The sequence below is a fragment of the Lentibacillus halodurans genome (assembly GCF_900112045.1).
Lineage (GTDB): Bacteria > Bacillota > Bacilli > Bacillales > Amphibacillaceae > Lentibacillus > Lentibacillus halodurans.
Window position 1 is genome coordinate 70,862 of the sequence record NZ_FOJW01000008.1, and the last position, 20,524, is coordinate 91,385.

Genomic DNA, 20,524 nt, shown 5'->3' on the forward strand with positions numbered 1-20,524 from the left:
GCAATATAATGTATGTAAATTATAATTATATTTAAAATAGTGTTATAATTACATCGACTAGCTCATGAATTCATATTATAATGATTTATAAACGGTTCATTATGGGTTAGGAGGTGGACAAAAATGGACTTAATGCTCCAACAAGAACAATCACTCAACATCGTAATGACCACACAACTAAGGCATGCCATTGAACTTTTACAATACTCGACATATGATTTATTTCAATTTATTCAAGAACAAGAGTTAGAAAATCCCCTAATAGAACTCGAAGAAAAATCAATTGATATGGCATATCCAATAAAAAACAATTTTGTTCGCAAGGATGCAGTGTCCTCACAAGATGCAATTGATTTTATCCCGGATAAATACGTAAATTCCAGAGATGATTTCAGTGAACAAATACTTTTGCTTGATATAACCGAAAGGGAAAGAGAATTAGTTTATTACTTCATTCATAATTTGGATGATAATGGGTATTTACCTATGGATGGGAAAGAGATGGCAGCCTTTCCAGGATTGAGTAAGACAGAAGCGGAGAAAGGAATTCAGATATTACAACACTTAAAACCGGTAGGCGTTGGTGCAAGAAATTTACAGGAATGTTTAGCTATCCAAGCAAAACATTATTATCCCGAACAGCATGACACATTAAAAATGATAGAAGCGTATCTTCCTTTACTGGCAAATAAAAAGTGGCATGACATTTCTAAAAGATTAAATATCCCTTTAAAAGAAGTAAAAAAATCTTATGAGTTAATTCAAACGCTGAATCCTAAACCCTGTGATTTTCAGTCAAATACAAGGTCAGATTATTTAATACCAGATATTCAGGTTGAGCAAGACAAAAGTAAATTTGTTGTGACATTAAACGATTCTTATTTACCAACAATTCGTTTAAACCATGATTATACTTCTTTGTTTAAACGCAAAGGGAATATCAATCACTATATGCATGATTGCTATCGCCAATATCAATGGTTGTTAAACAGTTTAGATAAACGCCGGGAAACCATTCTAAAAATTACAAAAGCCATGATTCGAAGGCAAGAAGATTTTCTAATAAAAGGTTTCACTTATTTGAAACCAATGACATTAAAAGAAATAGCTAATGATGCAGAAGTACATGAATCTACTGTTAGCCGTGCAACGATGAATAAGGTAATTCAAACACCAGCAGGGATTTTTGATTATCAGGATTTATTCACATCAAAAATAGCTACTGATTACGGTGTCCCGTTGTCACAAATTAATGTAAAGTCTTTACTGAAGCGTTTTGTAGATAAAGAAGATAAGCAGAAACCTTTGTCTGATCAAAAGATTTCAGACCTTTTTAAAACAAAAAAAGGCATAACGGTTTCACGCCGTACAGTAGCAAAATACCGTGAGGCGTTAAAAATTCCCTCTTCCAGTAAACGAAAGGAGGTTTATTTTTAGTATTTTTTGTCCTTATCGCGTTGTATGATACTGAGCATACATAGGGCCAGAATAGTTCCATTCATGGGTGCCGATTAGTTATTTTTTAGCCCTCGACAGCAGAGTAATTGTAAAATGAGATAAGCAATGGCGTTTAAAATCGAACAATTAAGCGTCATTTATGATCAATCGTTCGATTTTTATTGACATGTCGAATATTCTTCTGCTATGCTAAAATCAGCAATTAAATACGATAACCTCATATATTTTCGGGGATATGGCCTGAAAGTTTCTACCTGGCACCGTAAATGCCGGACTATGAGGGAGGATGGAACGGTGTGGCAATACGTCTGATTACTGGACTTCCATGTATCAGCGTCAAGCTTCATCTTCAATATTGTCACACGTTTGTTTTGGTTTTACCAGACGGAAATGGATCATACTTCGCTGTGCTGCAATGCTTTTGTTATGAGGCATGGCGATAAGTTTTCTGGTTGTGCTAAGTCTATTCATCTTCTCTCATGGACATGAGGAAGTTGAATAGACTTATTTATTTTGGTACAAAAACATGATATGTTCAAATTTTTATGATAAAGAAGGGAAAGAGGGGTTTGATGGCGCAGGTCGGTGTCATAATGGGAAGTATATCCGATTGGGAAACGATGAAACATACGTGCAGCATACTGGAAGAATTGCAGATTCCGTACGAGAAAGATGTGATTTCCGCACATCGTACACCTGATGAGATGTTTACATATGCCAGGACAGCACGTGACCGGGGATTAAAAGTGATCATTGCCGGAGCCGGGGGATCTGCACATTTGCCTGGAATGGTCGCGGCACAGACAACACTGCCGGTCATCGGGGTACCGGTTCAGTCAAAAGCACTTAACGGACTGGACTCGCTGCTTTCGATCGTGCAAATGCCTGGTGGCGTGCCTGCTGCAACGGTTGCAATCGGCAAGTCAGGTGCGAAAAATGCCGGTATCTTGTCTGCGCAGATGATTGGGGCATTTGACCGTCAAGTGGCCGATCGATTACAGGCACACAGAGAAAACATGCATAAATCGGTTACAGAAATGAGGGATGAAATTGCCAAACAATAATGCGATTCTTCCGCCTAAAACAATCGGGATTATCGGCGGCGGACAGCTTGGACGCATGATGGCCATTGCTGCAAAGGATATGGGCTATCATATTGCTGTTCTTGACCCGACACCTGATTGCCCGACAGCGCAGGTTGCCGATGAGCAAATCACAGCAGCCTACGATGACATGGATGGCATTCAAAAACTGACAGCAATCAGTGATATCGTGACATATGAATTTGAGAATGTCGATCTCGATGCCGCTGCATTTATTGCGGGAAAAGGGAAATTGCCACAAGGTGCATATGCATTGGAAATTACCCAGAACCGTGAGAAGGAAAAAACAGTTATGCGCAATGCCGGATTACCAGTACCGGAATTTTCAATCGTCCAGGACAGTGAATCATGCAGCAGAATCCTGGAAAACATGCCACTTCCGGCAGTCATGAAGACAGTGAGCGGCGGATATGATGGCAAGGGTCAGCTAAAAATAACCATAGAAGATGATATTACGAAAGCCCGTGAATTTGCCGAACAGCACAGTACCTGCATTATTGAGCAATGGATTCCGTTCGACAGGGAAATATCAGTTGTGTTCACACGCGGAAAATCAGGTGACATCATCTTTTTTCCAATTGCGGAGAATGAGCACAGTGATCATATATTGTATAAGACAACTGTACCGGCGGCCATTAGTGACACGGTACATCAAAAAGCGTTGGAAGCGGCCTGGATACTTGCAGAAAAAATGAATATCACCGGAACATTTGCGATTGAAATGTTCGTCAAAGGCGATGATATTTTCCTGAACGAAATGGCGCCGCGGCCACACAATTCCGGTCACTACACCATTGAGGCATGTAATGTATCACAGTTTCAGCAGCATATCCGGGCCATTTGTGGCCTGCCGCTGATGCCGGTGAGATTCATGCGTCCTGCCGTCATGGTGAACATTCTTGGTAACGATATGGAAGCAGTACTGAACGTCATGCCCGCAATGCAAGATGGTTTTATCCATTTGTATGGGAAAGAGAGGATCAAACCAAAACGGAAAATGGGGCATATGACGTTTCTCGGAGATTCATTGGATCAAGCAAAGCAGCGTCTTGCAGCATATGAGGAGGATAAATGATGATTGAACGCTATACACGGGAAGAAATGGGTGCCATTTGGGCAGAGGAAAACAAATACAGGGCATGGCTGGAGGTGGAGATTCTCGCATGTGAAGCGTGGCGTGAACTGGGCATTATCCCGGCTGATGATGTGGAAAAAATCCGCCGAAACGCTTCTTTTCAGATTGATCGGATTCACGAAATCGAGCAGGAAACACGGCATGATGTGGTTGCCTTTACACGTGCGGTATCCGAATCTTTAGGAGAAGAGAGGAAATGGGTGCATTACGGGCTCACTTCTACGGATGTTGTAGACACGGCGCAATCATACTTACTAAAGCAGGCAAATGATATCATCCGTAAAGATCTGTACAGGTTTACCGACATTCTGAAAAATAAAGCGCTGGAACATAAACATACGGTCATGATGGGGCGGACACATGGTGTTCATGCTGAACCGACTACGTTCGGGCTGAAGATGGCGCTGTGGTATGAAGAAATGAAACGCCAACTGGAGCGATTTGAATTAGCGGCCAAACAGATCGAATTCGGTAAGCTTTCCGGTGCTGTCGGGACATACGCTAACATCGATCCGTTCGTTGAGCAGTATGTGTGTGAGAACCTTGGATTGACAGCTGCACCGGTATCAACACAAACATTGCAGCGTGACCGTCATGCCAACTATATCTCCACGCTGGCACTGGTTGCCACATCAATAGAAAAATTTGCAACTGAAATCCGCAGCCTGCAAAAAACAGAAACACGTGAGGTGGAGGAGTTTTTTGCTAAAGGACAGAAAGGGTCATCAGCCATGCCGCACAAACGCAACCCGATCGGTTCAGAAAACATGACCGGCATCGCACGTGTCCTGAGGGGGCATATGGTATCGGCTTATGAAAATGTATCGCTTTGGCATGAACGGGACATCTCTCATTCATCGGCAGAGCGGATTATTTTGCCGGATGCTACGATTGCACTGAATTATATGCTGAATCGTTTTTCCGGTATTGTCCGGAAGCTGACTGTGTTTCCGGAAAACATGAAACGTAACATGGACAAAACACACGGCGTTATTTTTTCACAACGTGTATTGCTTGCCCTGGTTGATAAAGGCATGACGCGCGAAGAGGCGTACGATCTGGTACAGCCTAAGGCGATGCAGGCATGGGAAACGGGGACACATTTCAAACAGCTTGTAGAGGCCGATGATCAGATCAGCGCAAAGCTTACACAGGATGAAATTGAGGATTGCTTTGATTATACGTACCATTTAAAAAATGTGGATGCGATATTTCATCGGATCGGACTTGAGGTGGAATGATGGTGGCTGATCTGCTGTACGAGGGAAAAGCAAAGCGTGTTTATCAGGCACAGGGTAAGCCGAATCAGGTTGTTCTCGCGTATAAAAATGATGCCACGGCGTTTAACGGGGAGAAAAAAGCAGTCTTCAGCGGAAAGGGTCGTCTGAACAATGACATTTCCGCCCATATTTTTGGCGTTTTAAATGAACAGGGCATTCAGACACATTTTATTGAAAAATTGTCAGAAACTGAACAGCTTGTCCGACAGACTAAGATCATCCCGCTTGAAGTCGTTGTCCGGAATGTGGCTGCGGGCAGTATTACCAAGCGGCTTGGGATAGAGGCGGAAACAACTTTCGATCCCCCGATGATCGAGCTGTTTTATAAGGATGACGATTTAGGAGATCCGCTGATTAATGATGAACATGCATTGTTTTTGAGTGATGTGACCGAATCTGAACTTACGGAAATAAAAGCGGAAGCACTGGCAATCAACCGGCATCTTTCTAAACTGTTCGCGGCAGTCAATATTAAAATAGTAGATTTTAAACTGGAATTCGGACGGCTGGCAGACAGATCAATCGTACTTTCCGATGAGATTTCCCCCGATACGTGCAGGCTTTGGGATATGAAGACATATGAAAATCTGGATAAGGATGTATTTCGCCAGGGGACCGGTGATTTACTGGAAGTCTATCAGAAACTATTGGAACGACTGGAGGCCAGATCATGAAAAAAGTGACTATCCACATTACATTGAAGCAAGGTGTGCTCGATCCGCAAGGCCAAGCTATCCAGACATCCCTCAATAACTTGGGCTTTGCTGAAGTGGAAGAAGTGCGCACAGGTAAATCAATTGAACTGTTATTGGAAAATCGTGAGAATATGGACAGCCGCATTACCGAAATGTGCGATAAACTTTTGGCTAATCCGGTTATAGAGGACTATCGTTTTGAAGTGGAGGAGGCTGTCCGTACATGAAATTTGCTGTCGTTGTATTCCCGGGGTCGAACTGTGACCGTGATATGTATCATGCCGTGAGTCAACTCGCTGGGACGGAAGCTGAGTTGGTCTGGTATGAACATACGAATCTCGAAAGCTATGACGCGATTCTATTGCCGGGCGGGTTTTCATACGGTGATTATCTGCGTTCGGGAGCGATTGCGTCCACCTCAAATGTCATACAACAGGTAAAAGCACACGCTGAACAAGGCAAACCAGTGCTGGGGGTCTGCAACGGTTTCCAAATTTTACTGGAAGCCCGGTTACTGCCTGGAGCCATGCTTTCCAACTATAACCTGTCCTTTATGTGTCACCAGGAAGCACTCGTCGTTCACCATAACGGAACACCATTCACCACAGACTATAAAAAAGGTGAGGTTATCCATATGCCGATTGCTCACGGAGAAGGCAATTATGTCTGTGATGATGCGACATTGGCTGCATTAAAAACGAATAATCAAATTGTTTTCACCTACAACAACAATCCGAACGGATCTGTCGGGGACATCGCCGGGGTCATCAATCGCGAAGGAAATGTACTCGGCATGATGCCCCATCCAGAACGTGCGATGGAGAATTTGCTCGGCAGTGACGATGGACGCAGGCTTTTCCAGTCGCTGATTGAAAATTGGAGGGACGTCTATGCTCTCAACAGCTGATATCAGCCCGAAAAAAATTGAACAGGACCAATTATATCGCGATATGGGCTTAAGTGACGAGGAATATGACAAGGTGAAAAATATTCTGAAGCGGCGTCCAAATTTTACTGAGACAGGTATTTTCTCGGTTATGTGGTCGGAACATTGCAGCTATAAAACATCGAAACCCCTGCTGAAACAATTCCCTTCGGCTGCACGGCATGTATTGCAGGGTCCCGGTGAAGGCGCCGGTGTCATTGATATTGGCGATAATCAGGCGGTTGTTTTCAAAGTGGAAAGCCATAATCATCCATCTGCAGTAGAACCGTATCAGGGTGCGGCAACCGGTGTCGGCGGTATTATTCGGGATGTTTTTTCGATGGGCGCTCATCCGGTTGCGCTGATGAATTCACTCAGGTTCGGAAATCTGACAACAGATCGGGTGAAATATCTGTTTCAGGAAGTTGTTCACGGGATTGCCGGCTATGGGAATTGTGTCGGCGTTCCGACTGTTGGCGGCGAGGTGCAGTTTGATGATTGTTATGAAGGCAATCCGCTCGTCAATGCGATGTGTGTTGGGCTGATTGATCATGATGATATTCAAATAGGTGTCGCTGCGGGAATTGGTAACACGATCATCTATGCCGGTGCACCGACAGGACGTGACGGGATTCATGGCGCGACCTTCGCATCGGATGATTTGACTGACGATTTGGATCAGGACCGGCCGTCCGTTCAGGTAGGTGATCCATTTATGGAAAAACTGCTGATTGAGGCCTGCCTGGAAGTGATTCAAACGGATGCGGTTGTAGGTATGCAAGATATGGGAGCAGCTGGACTCACCTCATCAGCAAGTGAAATGGCGAGCAAAGCCGGTACAGGGATTGACATGGATTTGGATCGCGTTCCACAGCGTGAGCAGAACATGAATGCCTACGAACTGATGCTGTCTGAGTCGCAGGAGCGGATGTTGCTCGTCGTGAAACAAGGGCGTGAACAGGAAATCATTGATGTGTTTACAAAGTATGGCTTACAGGCGGTGGCAGTCGGTGAAGTTACCGGTGAGAAGACATTTCTGCTCAGGCAGCATGCTGAAATCGTCGCGGATATCCCGGTTGACGCACTTGCAGAAGAGGCACCTGTTTATCATATGCCGTCCAAAGAGGCAGCCTATGTGAAGACTTTTCAGCAAATGGACATGACGATTCCTCAAGTGGATCACCATGGCGGCATGCTGAAACAGCTTCTGCAGCAGCCGACCATTGCCAGCAAGGAATATGTCTATGATCAGTATGATTCAATGGTCCAGACGAATACAGTCGTTAGGCCGGGTTCAGATGCTGCTGTCATCCGGATTAAAGGAACAAATAAGGCACTTGCAATCACAACAGACTGTAATTCGCGCTATATTTACCTGGATCCGGAAACCGGCGGCCAAATTGCAGTAGCTGAAGCAGCAAGGAACATCGTGTGCTCAGGAGCGCGGCCGCTTGGGCTGACGGATGGATTGAATTTTGGCAATCCGACCAATCCGGAAGTTTTCTGGCAGATGGAAAAAAGTGTAGAAGGCATGAGTGAAGCAGCCCGAACACTAGAAACACCGGTCATTAGCGGGAATGTGTCATTATATAACCAAGCAAATGGCCAATCGATTTTTCCGACACCGATCGTTGGCATGGTTGGCTTGCTCGAATCGCTCGAGCACTTGACACCGAACCTTTTTCAGGAGCCTGGTGATCTCATCTATATAATCGGTGAAACCCAAGCGGAATTTGGCGGTAGTGAACTGCAAAATATTGTTCGTGGAAAATATGAAGGAAAAGCACCATGGATTGATTTGCAGGTCGAGGCCAAGCGACAGAAACAGCTGCTGGCGGCAATACAGCAGGGACTAGTCCGGTCAGCTCATGATTTGGCTGAGGGAGGATTGGGTGTTGCACTTGCCGAGAGTGTCTTTAATGGTAAAGGGATTGGCTTGAACGTGGAGATTTTCGGTGATCCGACAGTCGCATTGTTCAGTGAATCACAGTCACGGTTTCTTGTTTCGATCAATCCGGGACATAAGGAACGATTTGAAGCGGCAGTTAAGGACGCCCGGCAGATCGGGACAGTGAACGGTACTGGGGAGTTCATCGTAAGGGCAAATGACAAGTTGTTAATTGAGGAAGATGTCCAAACACTTCATGATTTATGGAAAGGGGCTATCCCATGTTTGCTGAAATGAAAGGCATCAATGAAGAATGCGGCGTTTTTGGGATTTGGGGTCATGAAAAAGCAGCAGAATTGACATATTACGGTCTTCATTCAATGCAGCATCGTGGCCAGGAAGGTGCAGGCGTTGTTGTCAGTGACGGGCAGGAGCTGAAGACTCATAAAGGCTTGGGACTTGTTAATGATGTTTTTAAACAGACGAGGTTCAATGCGCTTTCAGGTGAACGGGCAATTGGTCATGTCCGTTATTCAACACAAGGCGGAAAGACGTACGAAAACGTCCAGCCATTGCTGTTCCGGTCCCAAACAGAAGATATGGCACTGGCACATAATGGCAATATCATGAATACCGACAAACTTCGGGGTGAGCTTGAAAATCAGGGCAGCATTTTGCAGACCTCATCAGATACGGAAGTGCTCGCTCATTTGATTAAACGCGGCGGTATGGGTATCAATGAGACGTCGATTGCCGATGCACTTAACCGGATTACCGGTGCTTATGCTTATTTAATTTTAACAGAGGAAAAAATGTATGCAGCCCTTGATCCGAGTGGTATCCGTCCATTGTCAATCGGCAGGCTTGGCGCTAGTTATGTCATAGCATCTGAAACGTGTGCTTTTGACCAGATCGGGGCAGTATTTGAACGGGAGGTATTGCCTGGTGAACTGGTAACGTTCAGTGATGGGGGAATAACGTCAATCCGTTTTGCGATGAGAGGTCAGCGGAAAATGTGTGCGATGGAATATGTGTATTTGTCGCGGCCTGACAGTGATGTCAATCAAGTGAATATCCATGCGTCACGAAAACGAATGGGAATAGAGCTGGCAAAAGAATCTCCCGCAGACGCTGATATCGTCATCGGGGTTCCGGATTCCAGTATTTCGGCAGCTATCGGATATGCCGAAGCGACCGGGCTGCCTTATGAAATGGGGATCATTAAAAACCGCTATGTCGGCAGAACATTTATCCAGCCTTCCCAGGAATTGCGTGAACAAGGGGTTAAATTGAAGCTCGCACCGGTTCGGGGAATTGTCTCCGGAAAGCGGATCATCATGATTGATGATTCAATTGTCCGGGGTACGACGTGCAAGCGAATCGTTCACATGCTGAAACAGGCAGGAGCAGCGGAAGTTCATGTCCGGATTGCCTCCCCTTCGATTCAGCATCCGTGCTATTACGGGATTGACATGTCAACACGGGAAGAATTGATTGCCGCCAATTATTCGCTTGATGAAATAGGCGAGCTTATTGGAGCGGAGAGTGTAGCCTATTTGTCAGAAGCCGGACTGGAAAAGGCAATTGTCAGGGAGAAAACAATCCATCAGGGCATTTGCACAGCTTGCATGACTGGTCACTATCCAGTGACAGAAAACAGACAGCAGGTTATGGCACATGAAGTCCAACTTCCATCAGTGGGAGATTCGGCACACAGGAAAAGCTAGTTGTCACGGGACACGACGTACTGAGCCTGCCATCATATCCTGATGATGGTTAGTTGGGTGTTAGCGCCCGTTAACTTCAGCCAATACTTACTTCGTTCAATTACGTTCCTGAGGCGGGAATTTTACGGACAATGCATTGGGATAAAGGCAGAAACAAGAGGTGAGTTAAATTGACAAATGTATATCAAGCGGCCGGTGTGGATGTTGAAAAAGGCTATGATGCCGTTCAGCGAATGAAAAAACATATCACCAAGACCTCACGAAAAGAAGTGCTGGGTGAAATCGGAGGGTTTGGCGGACTTTTTGAGTTAACGTCATTCAACTATGAGGAACCGGTTTTAGTTTCTGGAACAGACGGTGTTGGGACAAAATTAAAGCTAGCTTTTGAACTGGGAAAACACGATACAGTTGGCATTGATTTGGTGGCCATGTGTGTGAATGATATCGTCGCTCAAGGTGCTCGTCCATTATTTTTCCTTGACTATATCGCATGCGGCAAAAATAACCCGGACGTGATTGAGCAAATCGTAACCGGTATTTCGGATGGCTGTGTGGATGCAGGCGCCTCGCTGATTGGCGGTGAAACAGCAGAAATGCCTGGTATGTATCATGATGATGAATATGATCTGGCAGGGTTTACAGTTGGAATAGCCGAAAAATCCCGCTTAATAACCGGGAAGCATATTGGTGAGGGTGATGCTGTAATTGGTCTGACATCAAGCGGTATTCACTCAAACGGGTACTCATTGATAAGGAAACTGGTTGAAGGGTTTGATTTATCGAAGTCATTTGAGAATCTGGCAAGACAGCCGCTGGGGGACATATTGCTAACGCCGACGAGAATTTATGCCAAATCGGTTGGTGCAATTATGGATGAAGTGGAAGTTAAAGGAATCTCCCATATAACGGGCGGCGGATTTCACGAGAATTTGCCACGGATACTGCCTGAAGGGCTTGGTGTCGAAATCAATTCATCCAGCTGGGAGCGGCCTCCGTTATTTCCGTTTTTGCAGCAGCTGGCTGATATTGAGGATGACGAAATGTACGGTATTTTTAATATGGGGATCGGAATGGCTGTTGTTGTCGCACAAAAGGATATAGAAGCTGTGCTGAAAATCTTAAAAAAACAAGGCGAGACAGCATCGGTAATTGGAAAAATTGTGCCAAATGAAGGAGTGCAAATTGCGCCATGAAAAAAGTAAGGGCAGCCGTTTTTGCATCTGGTACTGGCAGTAACTTTCAAGCCATTATGGAGGCGGGTCTTCATGATGACGTTGCACTGCTTGTTTGCGACAAGCCTGGTGCTGCGGTGATTGATTTAGCGCAAGACTTTGCTGTTCCAACGTTTGTTTTTGATCCCAAGCATTATGATTCAAAAGCTGATTATGAGTCTGCCGTGTTGGAGCATCTGCGCGGCAAAAACATAACCTGGGTGTTTTTGGCCGGTTATATGCGGATAATCGGACCAACGCTATTAAATGCTTATCCGGATAAGATGATTAACATCCATCCGTCACTGCTTCCGGACTTTCCAGGCAAGGATGCCATCGGACAGGCATATGAAGCGGGTGTCAGTACAACGGGTGTAACCGTTCATTATATCGATGATGGTGTCGATACAGGCCCGATTATTACACAGCAAAAAGTATCGGTTTTTCCTGATGATACGAAAGAGATATTGACAAATCGGATTCAGCAGATGGAACACAAGTTGTATCCGCAGGTGATACAGCAACTGATGAAATCCGAGCAATGAATGAGGCGAGCATTTATGCACTGAGTTTACGAAAGTGCATAAATCATGCGAGAGGATTACATACAATTGGTGCTGATATAAAAGCAGTCAAAAATATAATAACAAGGAGTTTTTCCATGAAAAAGCAAGCACTAATCAGTGTGTCTGACAAAAGCGGTATCACTGATTTTGCAAAAGGGCTGTCAGAACTGAATTATGAAATTATTTCTACAGGCGGCACATTGCGAACATTACAAGAGGCGGGTATTGAAGCTAAAGCTGTGGCGGATATTACCGGTTTTCCGGAAATCCTTGATGGCCGAGTTAAGACGCTTCATCCGGTGATTCATGCAGGGCTTCTGGCCAAACGGGATCATGATGTCCACCAAAACCAGCTTGCCGAAAAAGGTATCAGGCCAATTGATTTCGTTGTTGCAAACCTTTATCCGTTTAAACAAACATTGGAACAACCGAATGTCACAGAAGCAGACATCATCGAAAACATTGATATCGGCGGTCCGACGATGCTGCGTGCTGCGGCTAAGAGCTTTCATGATGTAACGGTGGTTGTCGACCCCAATGATTATGATCATATTTTACAGGCGATCCAGCACGATGATATGGATGTGGAAAAGCGGAAAAGGTTGGCTGCGAAAGTTTTCCGGCATACGGCACATTACGATGCGATGGTTGCCGATTATTTTACCGACGAGCCATTTCCTGAAAACTATACGATTACATATGAAAAGGTCAAAACATTACGATACGGGGAAAACCCGCATCAGCAAGCTGCATTTTATAAATCCCCTTCTACACAGGCGATGAGTCTTGCATCAGCTAACCAACTACATGGCAAAGCATTATCTTATAACAATATCCAGGATGCGAACGCTGCGCTTGAGATCATTGCTGATTATGACAAACCTGCAACTGCCGCTGTAAAACATATGAATCCATGCGGTATCGGGGTCGCGGAAGATCTGAGTACCGCATTTTCCAAAGCGTACCATGGAGATCCGATTTCGATTTTTGGCGGTATTGTTGCCTGTAACCGAACGGTCGATGCAGAGACAGCTGAAAAGTTAAGTGGCATCTTTCTGGAAATCGTCATCGCTCCGAATTTTACAGATGATGCTTTTGCAATTTTAACGAACAAGAAAAATATCCGGCTGCTGGAATTGAAAATGGATGACGCTAAAGCTGATTTCCATAAGTTAACGACCGTAAAAGGCGGCGTGCTGATCCAAAACAATGATAACGCTGCAGTTTCACAGGACGACCTGAAATACCCGACAGAAAAGAAACCGGAAGAATCGGAAATGGCCGATTTACTGTTTGCCTGGAATGCAGTCAAACACGTTAAATCCAATGCGATTGTGCTGGCGAAGGATCGGCAAACACTTGGCGTGGGAGCAGGGCAGATGAATCGCGTAGGTGCTGCCAAAATCGCACTGGAACAGGCGGATGATAAGGCAAAAGGTGCTGTTCTTGCATCAGACGCATTTTTTCCGATGCCTGATACGGTCGAAGAGGCAGCAAAGGCAGGAATTACAGCCATTATTCAGCCTGGCGGATCTAAGCGTGATCAGGACTCGATTGATATGTGCAACAAATATGGCATCGCAATGATTTTTACAGGAAGAAGGCATTTCAAACATTAGGATGGAGGGCGTTTCCTATGAATCTATTAGTTGTCGGACGAGGCGGGCGTGAGCACAGTATTGTCTTAAAATTGGCTGAGAGCGAAAAGGCTGACAGGATATATGCGGCACCTGGAAATGGCGGGATTAGTGAGATCGCATCATGTGTGAACATCGATGAGCAGAATATCGACCGATTAGTTGACTTTGCCGTTGAAAAACAGATTGATTTGACGATTGTCGGACCGGAAAATCCGCTGCTTGACGGGATTGCTGATCGATTCCATGAAGCAGGGCTTGCTATTTTTGCCCCGACAAAGCAGGCTGCTTTCATAGAAGGAAGCAAACAATATGCAAAAGATTTTATGAAGCAATATGATATTCCGACGGCAGCGTATGCCAGTTTTACAGATGCCGAAGAAGCTAAAACTTATATAGAAGAAAAAGAAGCCCCCGTTGTAGTCAAAGCTGATGGCCTTGCTGCCGGCAAAGGTGTGGTGGTCGCACAAACAACTGAAGAAGCGATGAGAACAGTTGATGAAATACTTGTTAATAAAGCTTTTGCTGAAGCAGGTAAGTCGGTTGTGATTGAAGAATGCCTGAGCGGACGGGAGTTTTCCCTGATGGCTTTTGTCCACGGACGCAGCGTTACCCCGATGATCCCTGCCCGTGATCATAAACGCGCATATGATCATGATCGTGGGCCGAACACCGGCGGAATGGGGGCATTTGCGCCGGTGACAGATATCTCGGAGGCTACGCTGAAGTTCGCAGTGGAGCATATTCTGCAACGGGCTGCTGACGGACTTGCCGAGTCAGGGTGTCCATTTACTGGCATTTTGTATGCAGGGCTAATGATGACAGGAGACGGACCAAAAGTAATCGAGTTTAATGCCCGCTTTGGTGATCCGGAAACACAAGTCGTGCTGCCGCTCCTAAAAAATGACTTGGTGGAGGTTTTTCTCGATGTGCTCAATGGCAGAGCCCCGGAGCTCAGGTGGGAACATCAAACTTGTGCAGGTGTGGTATTGGCCTCAAAGGGGTACCCGGGATCCTATGAAAAGGGGGCGCTTCTGCCGGAAATGCATCCGGGTGTGAATACGTTTATCGTCCATGCCGGAACGCGGAAAACGACGGCAGGACTTGTTTCTGACGGCGGCAGGGTGTTGCTGGCGGGAGCAAAGGGCCAACATTTGGCTGACGCTGTCGATACTACTTACCAATGGCTGGAACGAAATGTCGGATCAGAAGATTTTTTTTATCGAAACGATATTGGGAAATATCAATAAGTGTGCGGTTTTAACAAGGATAAGCCGCTTTGAACCACCCAACAACAAACCCGCATTCTGTCAGGGAGGGAGTGCGGGTTGCGTTATCATATTTAATTGACCATTTGCCGTTTTAGCTCTTTATTACGTTTCGTAAATACATCATTATGTGAAGAGACCATGGCCGCTTTATCAGCATCAGGCTGGATAAACTGTTTGGCTTGATTGACCGCATTGGCTGCGTCCTGGAAAGCACCTGCAATTAAGTTTAGCTTTCCATCATGCATCAGAATATCGCCGACAGCATATAATCCATCCAGCGAAGATTCACTGTTGGCAGTCCCCGAAATGAAATAATTATCCTCAATGGCAATGTCCAATTCACTGTTATCAAGTAATGTTGTATCACGTTCATAACCATGGTTGACAATGACGTCATCAACAGGCAAATAATTGACCGCACCTGTTTCGCGGTTGCTTAGTTCAACTTCTTTGATCGTTTCATGGTCATCATCTACAATCAGATCTGTGATGGCTGTATGGAAGAAACAAACGACCGAGCTGTTCTGTAATTGCGTTGCAAGCGATTCATGGCAGTCAAAATTATTTTTTCGGCATGCAATAAAGACACGTTTGGCAATAGATTCCAGTTCATTTGCCCAGTCTGTTGCCGAACTTCCTCCGCCTGAAATCATCACCGTTTTATCTTTGAAACGCTGCAGAGACTTCACGGAATAATGCAGATTCGAATCCTCAAACCGCTCTGCACCTTCTATATTCAGCCTTTTTGGATTTAATATACCACTGCCAACCGCAACAATGACAGTTTTGGAAAAATGTACTTTCCCTGAAGCAGCGTGCATTTCATAAATTCCTTCGTGATTACGTGTGATCGATTCTATTTTCTCGTTCAGCACTACTTCAGGATTGAATGTTAATCCTTGCTCAACAATCTGCTCTATAAATTTTGCTCCTGTGAGTGGTGGTAGTCCGCCAACATCCCAAATCATTTTCTCTGGGTATACGTGAACTTTGCCGCCTAAATGAGGCTGGTATTCGATTATTTTTGTTTTCATTTCCCTGAGACCGCTGTAAAAGGCTGAAAAGAGCCCGGCAGGTCCGCCGCCTATAATGGTCACATCAAACAGTTCATCTCTGGTCAAGTCAGTTCACTCCTCAGCATCTATGTAACTGATTATCATTCTCATTTAATTATACATGAATTCATCACAAATGAAAAGGTTGACAAAAATAAAAAAGAAGGGTAAATTTTACGTGTTATCGAAAATGATAATCATTATCAGCATAAGGTCGGAAATATAGATTACATAATAGATTAAGATGGAATTCCCAGTGTTTTATAATGAATAACCTCGAGGAGTGGTTCATATGCGGAACTGGCTGCTGTTAATTAGTATTTTGGTATTGACCATGTTAGCGGCATGCGGATCAAATGGCGGTGAAACGGATTCAGACAGTAACGATGCTGAACATACGGATGCGCACACCGTTACGATAGAAGATGCAACGGGTGAAAAGACAATCGAGGGCATTCCTGAAGATATCGTTGCCCTGGAGTGGTATAATGCGGAACAGTTACTTTCGCTGGGTATCCAGCCTGCCGGGATACCGAATGTAGAAGGATTCAATGATTGGATGAACATTGAGGAAGAACTGGCTGAAAGTGTTGAAGATGTCGGTACACGTGAAGAGCCGAATCTGGAAGCTATTAAACGAATGGAACCAGATCTGATTATAGCAGCGCAGTTCAGACATGAGCAAATATTAGACAGATTGGAGGACATTGCACCGGTCGTGACGTTTGCTCCATACAGCGAAGAGGGATCTGCCGACTTGTATGAGTCGTTAATGAGTGAATATGAAACCATAGCGGAAATCACCGATAAGGAACAAGAAGCTGACCAGGCTATTGCTGATCTGAATGATTTTTATGACGAGCAAAGACAGCGCTTAGCTGATGCAGGGCTGGAAGGCACGAAATATATCGCAACGATGGCTTTTTCTTCTCAAAATTCGCCTGTACTCAGGCTTTATTCCGATAATTCATACCCGGCCGCGGTCATGGAAAACCTGGGTTTTGAGAATGCCTATCAAACAGATGATGCCGAGCAGTACGGGTTTACTGAAGTTGGTATCGAAACACTGCAATATTTCCAGGAAGACGATCTTCAATTCTTCTCCATTGTTCAAGAGAATGATCATATTTTTGAAGATCAGCTGGCAGGAAACGCTGTTTGGGAAAATTTAAGTTTTGTTAAAGAAGGAAATACGCATTATTTGCCTGGTGATACCCCGGTAATTGGCGGTGTTTCATCGGCAAAAGCATTAACTGAGCAGATCGTTGATACGATGCTGGACGAGTGACTTGTCTGAGGGGGGATTGATTTTTCCTCTCAGTTTTTTTGTTTTTGTGGTTGATGTCATCTCTAGACAATCGCTTCCCGATTACATGAAGCAAAACCATCTTGCTGTTTCAGGCTAATACAATATGTTTGCCACAAGACATGGCGTTCTTAGCCTTTGTTACTTAATATGGCCTGTGGGGTATGGGGCTGCTTTGCTTTCGTGAGAGATTTTGAGTCGTTCACTTCAATCAATCTCTATTAAGAAATTTTAATACTACTGTCACAAAAAATTAAATTTCATTAGCTGAAACAGTACCGTACGAAAGTGCAATATATGTTACGATAGAAAAAACTGTATATTGGAGCGTTGTGGTATGGCAGAAAGTTTATATTGGAGAAACCGTGAGTTGCGAAAGCACGTTGCTGTCATCGATGGGGTGGATGAACCGACCATTGTATTAAAAAACAGTACCTATTTAAATACTTATACGAAGCAATGGCTGCGTGCAAATATCTGGATTTTTAAAGACCGGATTGTCTATGTCGGGGATAAACTGCCGGAAAACAGTTCGTCCGCAGAAATAGTCGATTGTGACGGTCTTAGCCTGGTTCCCGGATATATAGAACCTCATGCACATCCATTCCAGTTATATAACCCTGAGTTGCTTGCTATGCACGGAGCAAGATTTGGAACAACGGCTTTTATTAATGATAATTTAATGTGGAATTTTTTATTGGACAGAAAGAAAGCGTTTACTTTATTGGAGGCGTTTAATCAGCTGCCTGTTTCAATGTATTGGTGGGCACGGTTTGATTCCCAGACGGCGTTACAGCAGCGGGAGGAATTTTTCACGACGGATAAAGTGTTATCATGGCTAGAGCATCCATCGGTCATTCAAGGCGGGGAGCTGACAGCCTGGCCAAGGCTCCTTGACGGTGATGATCGTCTGCTATATTGGATTCAGGAGGCCAATCGCCTGGGTAAACCAGTAGAAGGTCACTTACCCGGTGCGTCGGAAAAAACATTAACCAAGATGAAACTGCTGGGTGTGACAGCGGAGCATGAAGCCATGACCGGACAAGAAGTCATAAAACGGCTGCAGCTTGGCTATCAGACAGGGCTGCGCTACTCATCGATTCGTCCTGATCTTCCTGTATTGCTGGAGGAATTGATGGCGGAGGGTTTGCAGGCTTTTGATCATGTCACGATGACGACGGATGGGTCAACGCCTGCTTTCTATGAAAACGGCATTATGAATATCTGTATCGAAATGGCGATTGAAAAAGGTGTTCCACTGGCGGATGCTTACCGAATGGCTACCCACAATGCGGCCAAACACTATGGACTGATTGATGAGCTTGGTTGTATTGCACCGGGCCGGATTGCGAATATTAATATATTACAGAAAAAGGAAAATCCGCATCCGATCAGCGTCTTGGCAAAAGGTGAATGGATCATAAAAAATCACCAGGAGCAGAACATCCCACCCCAAATCAATTGGGGAAAATATGATATTGAGCCTTTGACATTTGATTGGGATCTGGATTTAGAAGATTTACAATTTTCTGTTCCGATTGGGCTGCACATGATCAATGATGTTATTATACAGCCCTATGCGATCAAAACGGATGTGACGCTTAATGTGATCCCGCCTGATACGGATGACGCATTTCTTATGTTAATGGATCGCCAAGGGAAATGGCGCGTCAACACAGCCATTAAAGGGTTTACGAACCAGCTGGGCGCACTGGCAAGTTCTTATTCGACGACAGGTGATCTCGTTTTTATCGGCAAAAGCAAACAGGATATCATGCTTGCCTGGAAACGCCTGAAAGAACTGGGCGGCGGAATTGTACTTGTTAATGAAGGAGACATTTTATTTGAACTCCCGCTGAAACTGGGCGGAAGTATGTTTGCCGGCAGCATGGCTGAGTTAATGGAAAGTGAACGTTATTTGAAAAAGCTGCTGCAGGATTTTGGCTATCCATTTAATGATCCGATTTACTCGATCTTATTTTTGTCTTCAACCCATTTGCCATATATCCGAATTACACAGCAGGGCATTGTAGATGTCAAGAAACGTGAAGTACTCTTCCCAGCAACGATGCGATAACGTATAATAGGACAAAGACATGTGAAATCGGCTGATTCACCGATTTCTGCAAATCCAACTTGTGGCATTGGACTTCGGGAAGACGAAGCCAGGCCTGAGTTTTGTAAAAAAGGAGTGAAATCTTGAGAAAGTTTCTTGTTTGCTTGTTTTTGTTTATGCCGGTCCTCCTTGTTGCCTGTTCAGATGATGAAGAGCCAGGTGCCCAAGATAGTGAGTCAAAAGAACATGCAGTGGATGAGAAAGAGCAAGCTCCCGAGCCGCCGGATGACATGAACACATACCCTTTGACAGGGGTGAAAACCGATCAGCCGGTCAACAATCGAATCGTCAGCGTGATGGTCAATAATCATCCAAAAGCACGGCCGCAAACAGGTCTCAGTAAAGCAGATATTATTTTTGAAATGTTAGCAGAAGGACGAATCACACGTTTATTGGCTATGTATCAAAGTGAACAGCCAGATGTTGCCGGTCCTGTCCGGAGTGCGAGAGAATATTATTTTGAAATAGCAAATGGCTATGATGCGCTTTATATTCACCATGGAGCTGCTAATTTTGTAAAAGATATGATTCAAAACCGCGCGATTGATCATTTGGACGGGGCCATTTATGATAATGACGGCAACCTGTTCAAACGTGAATCGTTCCGGTCTGCACCACACAATTCCTATTTGCAGTTTGATGCAGTGTATGATACAGCAGAGCAAAAGGGATATGGCGTGTCAGAGACATACGATCCGCTGCCGTTTACAACGGAGGAAGAGGCGGCAGATATCTCCGGTGATCCCGCGGTAAGTGTTGAAATTGACTATTCCAGCAGGCTGAAGTATATAGTTGAATATAAATATGATGAGAAAAATGGGGTGTACACTCGTTACAGTGACGGGGAGCAGACCGTCGAACGGAATTCCGGCGAGCCGATTACAACAGACAATATTTTGATTGTGGAAACATCTCATCGCGTAATCGATGATGCAGGAAGAAGAGAAATCGACATAACATCAGGCGGAAATGCTTATCTGATTCAAAAGGGAAAAGTCCGCGAAGTCCAGTGGGAAAACCGTAACGGCAGAATTATTCCGGTACAGGATGGCGATCCGGTGAAGTTTGTTCAGGGTAAGACATGGATAAACGTCATACCTGCAGATCCAGGGATTTCACAATCAGTTACGATATCAAATGAGTAAAAAAGG

Annotated in this window: 17 protein-coding genes and 1 riboswitch; of the genes, 16 read left to right on the forward strand and 1 reads right to left on the reverse strand. The window is 44.7% G+C overall.

Going from position 1 to position 20,524, the window contains the following annotated elements; genetic code table 11:
• The first annotated feature begins 123 nt into the window (after positions 1-123).
• From rpoN to purD, 13 genes are all read left to right on the forward strand, one after another.
• On the forward strand, positions 124-1,437 hold the full coding sequence (gene rpoN, locus BM195_RS10785; protein WP_090237728.1) for an RNA polymerase factor sigma-54: 1,314 nt from the start codon (positions 124-126) through the stop codon (positions 1,435-1,437).
• Positions 1,438-1,655: 218 nt separating this feature from the next.
• Positions 1,656-1,755: riboswitch (purine riboswitch) on the forward strand.
• Between the two features lie 275 nt (positions 1,756-2,030).
• Entirely contained in the window at positions 2,031-2,522 is a 492-nt protein-coding gene (purE, locus tag BM195_RS10790) for a 5-(carboxyamino)imidazole ribonucleotide mutase (protein WP_090237730.1), read from the forward strand.
• Positions 2,509-3,636 carry a 5-(carboxyamino)imidazole ribonucleotide synthase gene (purK, locus tag BM195_RS10795; protein ID WP_090237733.1) on the forward strand — a complete coding sequence of 376 codons (1,128 nt, stop codon included), beginning with the start codon at positions 2,509-2,511 and terminating at the stop codon, positions 3,634-3,636. Before purE ends, purK begins: the two co-directional genes overlap by 14 nt.
• Positions 3,636-4,937 carry an adenylosuccinate lyase gene (gene purB / locus BM195_RS10800; protein WP_090237736.1) on the forward strand — a complete coding sequence of 434 codons (1,302 nt, stop codon included), beginning with the start codon at positions 3,636-3,638 and terminating at the stop codon, positions 4,935-4,937. The genes purK and purB overlap by 1 nt, the downstream gene beginning before the upstream one ends.
• The gene (gene purC / locus BM195_RS10805) at positions 4,937-5,650 is read left to right on the forward strand and encodes a phosphoribosylaminoimidazolesuccinocarboxamide synthase (protein WP_090237738.1); all 714 of its coding nucleotides are present in this window, start codon (positions 4,937-4,939) and stop codon (positions 5,648-5,650) included. Before purB ends, purC begins: the two co-directional genes overlap by 1 nt.
• Entirely contained in the window at positions 5,647-5,898 is a 252-nt protein-coding gene (gene purS / locus BM195_RS10810; RefSeq protein WP_090237740.1) for a phosphoribosylformylglycinamidine synthase subunit PurS, read from the forward strand. Before purC ends, purS begins: the two co-directional genes overlap by 4 nt.
• Entirely contained in the window at positions 5,895-6,578 is a 684-nt protein-coding gene (gene purQ, locus BM195_RS10815; RefSeq protein WP_090237741.1) for a phosphoribosylformylglycinamidine synthase subunit PurQ, read from the forward strand. Before purS ends, purQ begins: the two co-directional genes overlap by 4 nt.
• A complete protein-coding gene (purL, locus tag BM195_RS10820) occupies positions 6,562-8,781 on the forward strand; it encodes a phosphoribosylformylglycinamidine synthase subunit PurL (protein ID WP_090237742.1) in 2,220 nt (739 codons plus the stop codon). The genes purQ and purL overlap by 17 nt, the downstream gene beginning before the upstream one ends.
• Positions 8,766-10,211 carry an amidophosphoribosyltransferase gene (gene purF, locus BM195_RS10825; protein ID WP_090237745.1) on the forward strand — a complete coding sequence of 482 codons (1,446 nt, stop codon included), beginning with the start codon at positions 8,766-8,768 and terminating at the stop codon, positions 10,209-10,211. Before purL ends, purF begins: the two co-directional genes overlap by 16 nt.
• Before the next feature lie 170 nt (positions 10,212-10,381).
• Positions 10,382-11,404 (forward strand): phosphoribosylformylglycinamidine cyclo-ligase, encoded by a 1,023-nt coding sequence (gene purM, locus BM195_RS10830; protein WP_090237747.1) that lies wholly within the window; start codon positions 10,382-10,384, stop codon positions 11,402-11,404.
• Positions 11,401-11,967 (forward strand): phosphoribosylglycinamide formyltransferase, encoded by a 567-nt coding sequence (gene purN, locus BM195_RS10835; protein WP_090237751.1) that lies wholly within the window; start codon positions 11,401-11,403, stop codon positions 11,965-11,967. Before purM ends, purN begins: the two co-directional genes overlap by 4 nt.
• Before the next feature lie 116 nt (positions 11,968-12,083).
• A complete protein-coding gene (purH, locus tag BM195_RS10840; protein WP_090237754.1) occupies positions 12,084-13,607 on the forward strand; it encodes a bifunctional phosphoribosylaminoimidazolecarboxamide formyltransferase/IMP cyclohydrolase in 1,524 nt (507 codons plus the stop codon).
• Between the two features lie 17 nt (positions 13,608-13,624).
• The gene (gene purD / locus BM195_RS10845) at positions 13,625-14,875 is read left to right on the forward strand and encodes a phosphoribosylamine--glycine ligase (RefSeq protein WP_090237757.1); all 1,251 of its coding nucleotides are present in this window, start codon (positions 13,625-13,627) and stop codon (positions 14,873-14,875) included.
• A 92-nt stretch (positions 14,876-14,967) separates the two neighbouring features.
• Here the strand turns inward: purD and BM195_RS10850 are convergent, their stop codons facing one another.
• Positions 14,968-16,017, reverse strand: coding sequence for an NAD(P)/FAD-dependent oxidoreductase (locus tag BM195_RS10850; protein WP_090237760.1), 1,050 nt, complete (start codon positions 16,015-16,017; stop codon positions 14,968-14,970).
• 226 nt (positions 16,018-16,243) lie between these two features.
• Between BM195_RS10850 and BM195_RS10855 the strand changes: the two genes are divergently transcribed.
• From BM195_RS10855 to BM195_RS10865, 3 genes are all read left to right on the forward strand, one after another.
• Positions 16,244-17,239 carry an ABC transporter substrate-binding protein gene (locus BM195_RS10855; protein WP_090237763.1) on the forward strand — a complete coding sequence of 332 codons (996 nt, stop codon included), beginning with the start codon at positions 16,244-16,246 and terminating at the stop codon, positions 17,237-17,239.
• Positions 17,240-17,594: 355 nt separating this feature from the next.
• Positions 17,595-19,334, forward strand: coding sequence for an adenine deaminase C-terminal domain-containing protein (locus BM195_RS10860; RefSeq protein WP_090237766.1), 1,740 nt, complete (start codon positions 17,595-17,597; stop codon positions 19,332-19,334).
• 122 nt (positions 19,335-19,456) lie between these two features.
• Positions 19,457-20,518, forward strand: a complete 1,062-nt coding sequence (locus tag BM195_RS10865; protein WP_090237769.1) for a DUF3048 domain-containing protein — start codon at positions 19,457-19,459, stop codon at positions 20,516-20,518.
• Positions 20,519-20,524 lie beyond the last annotated feature (6 nt).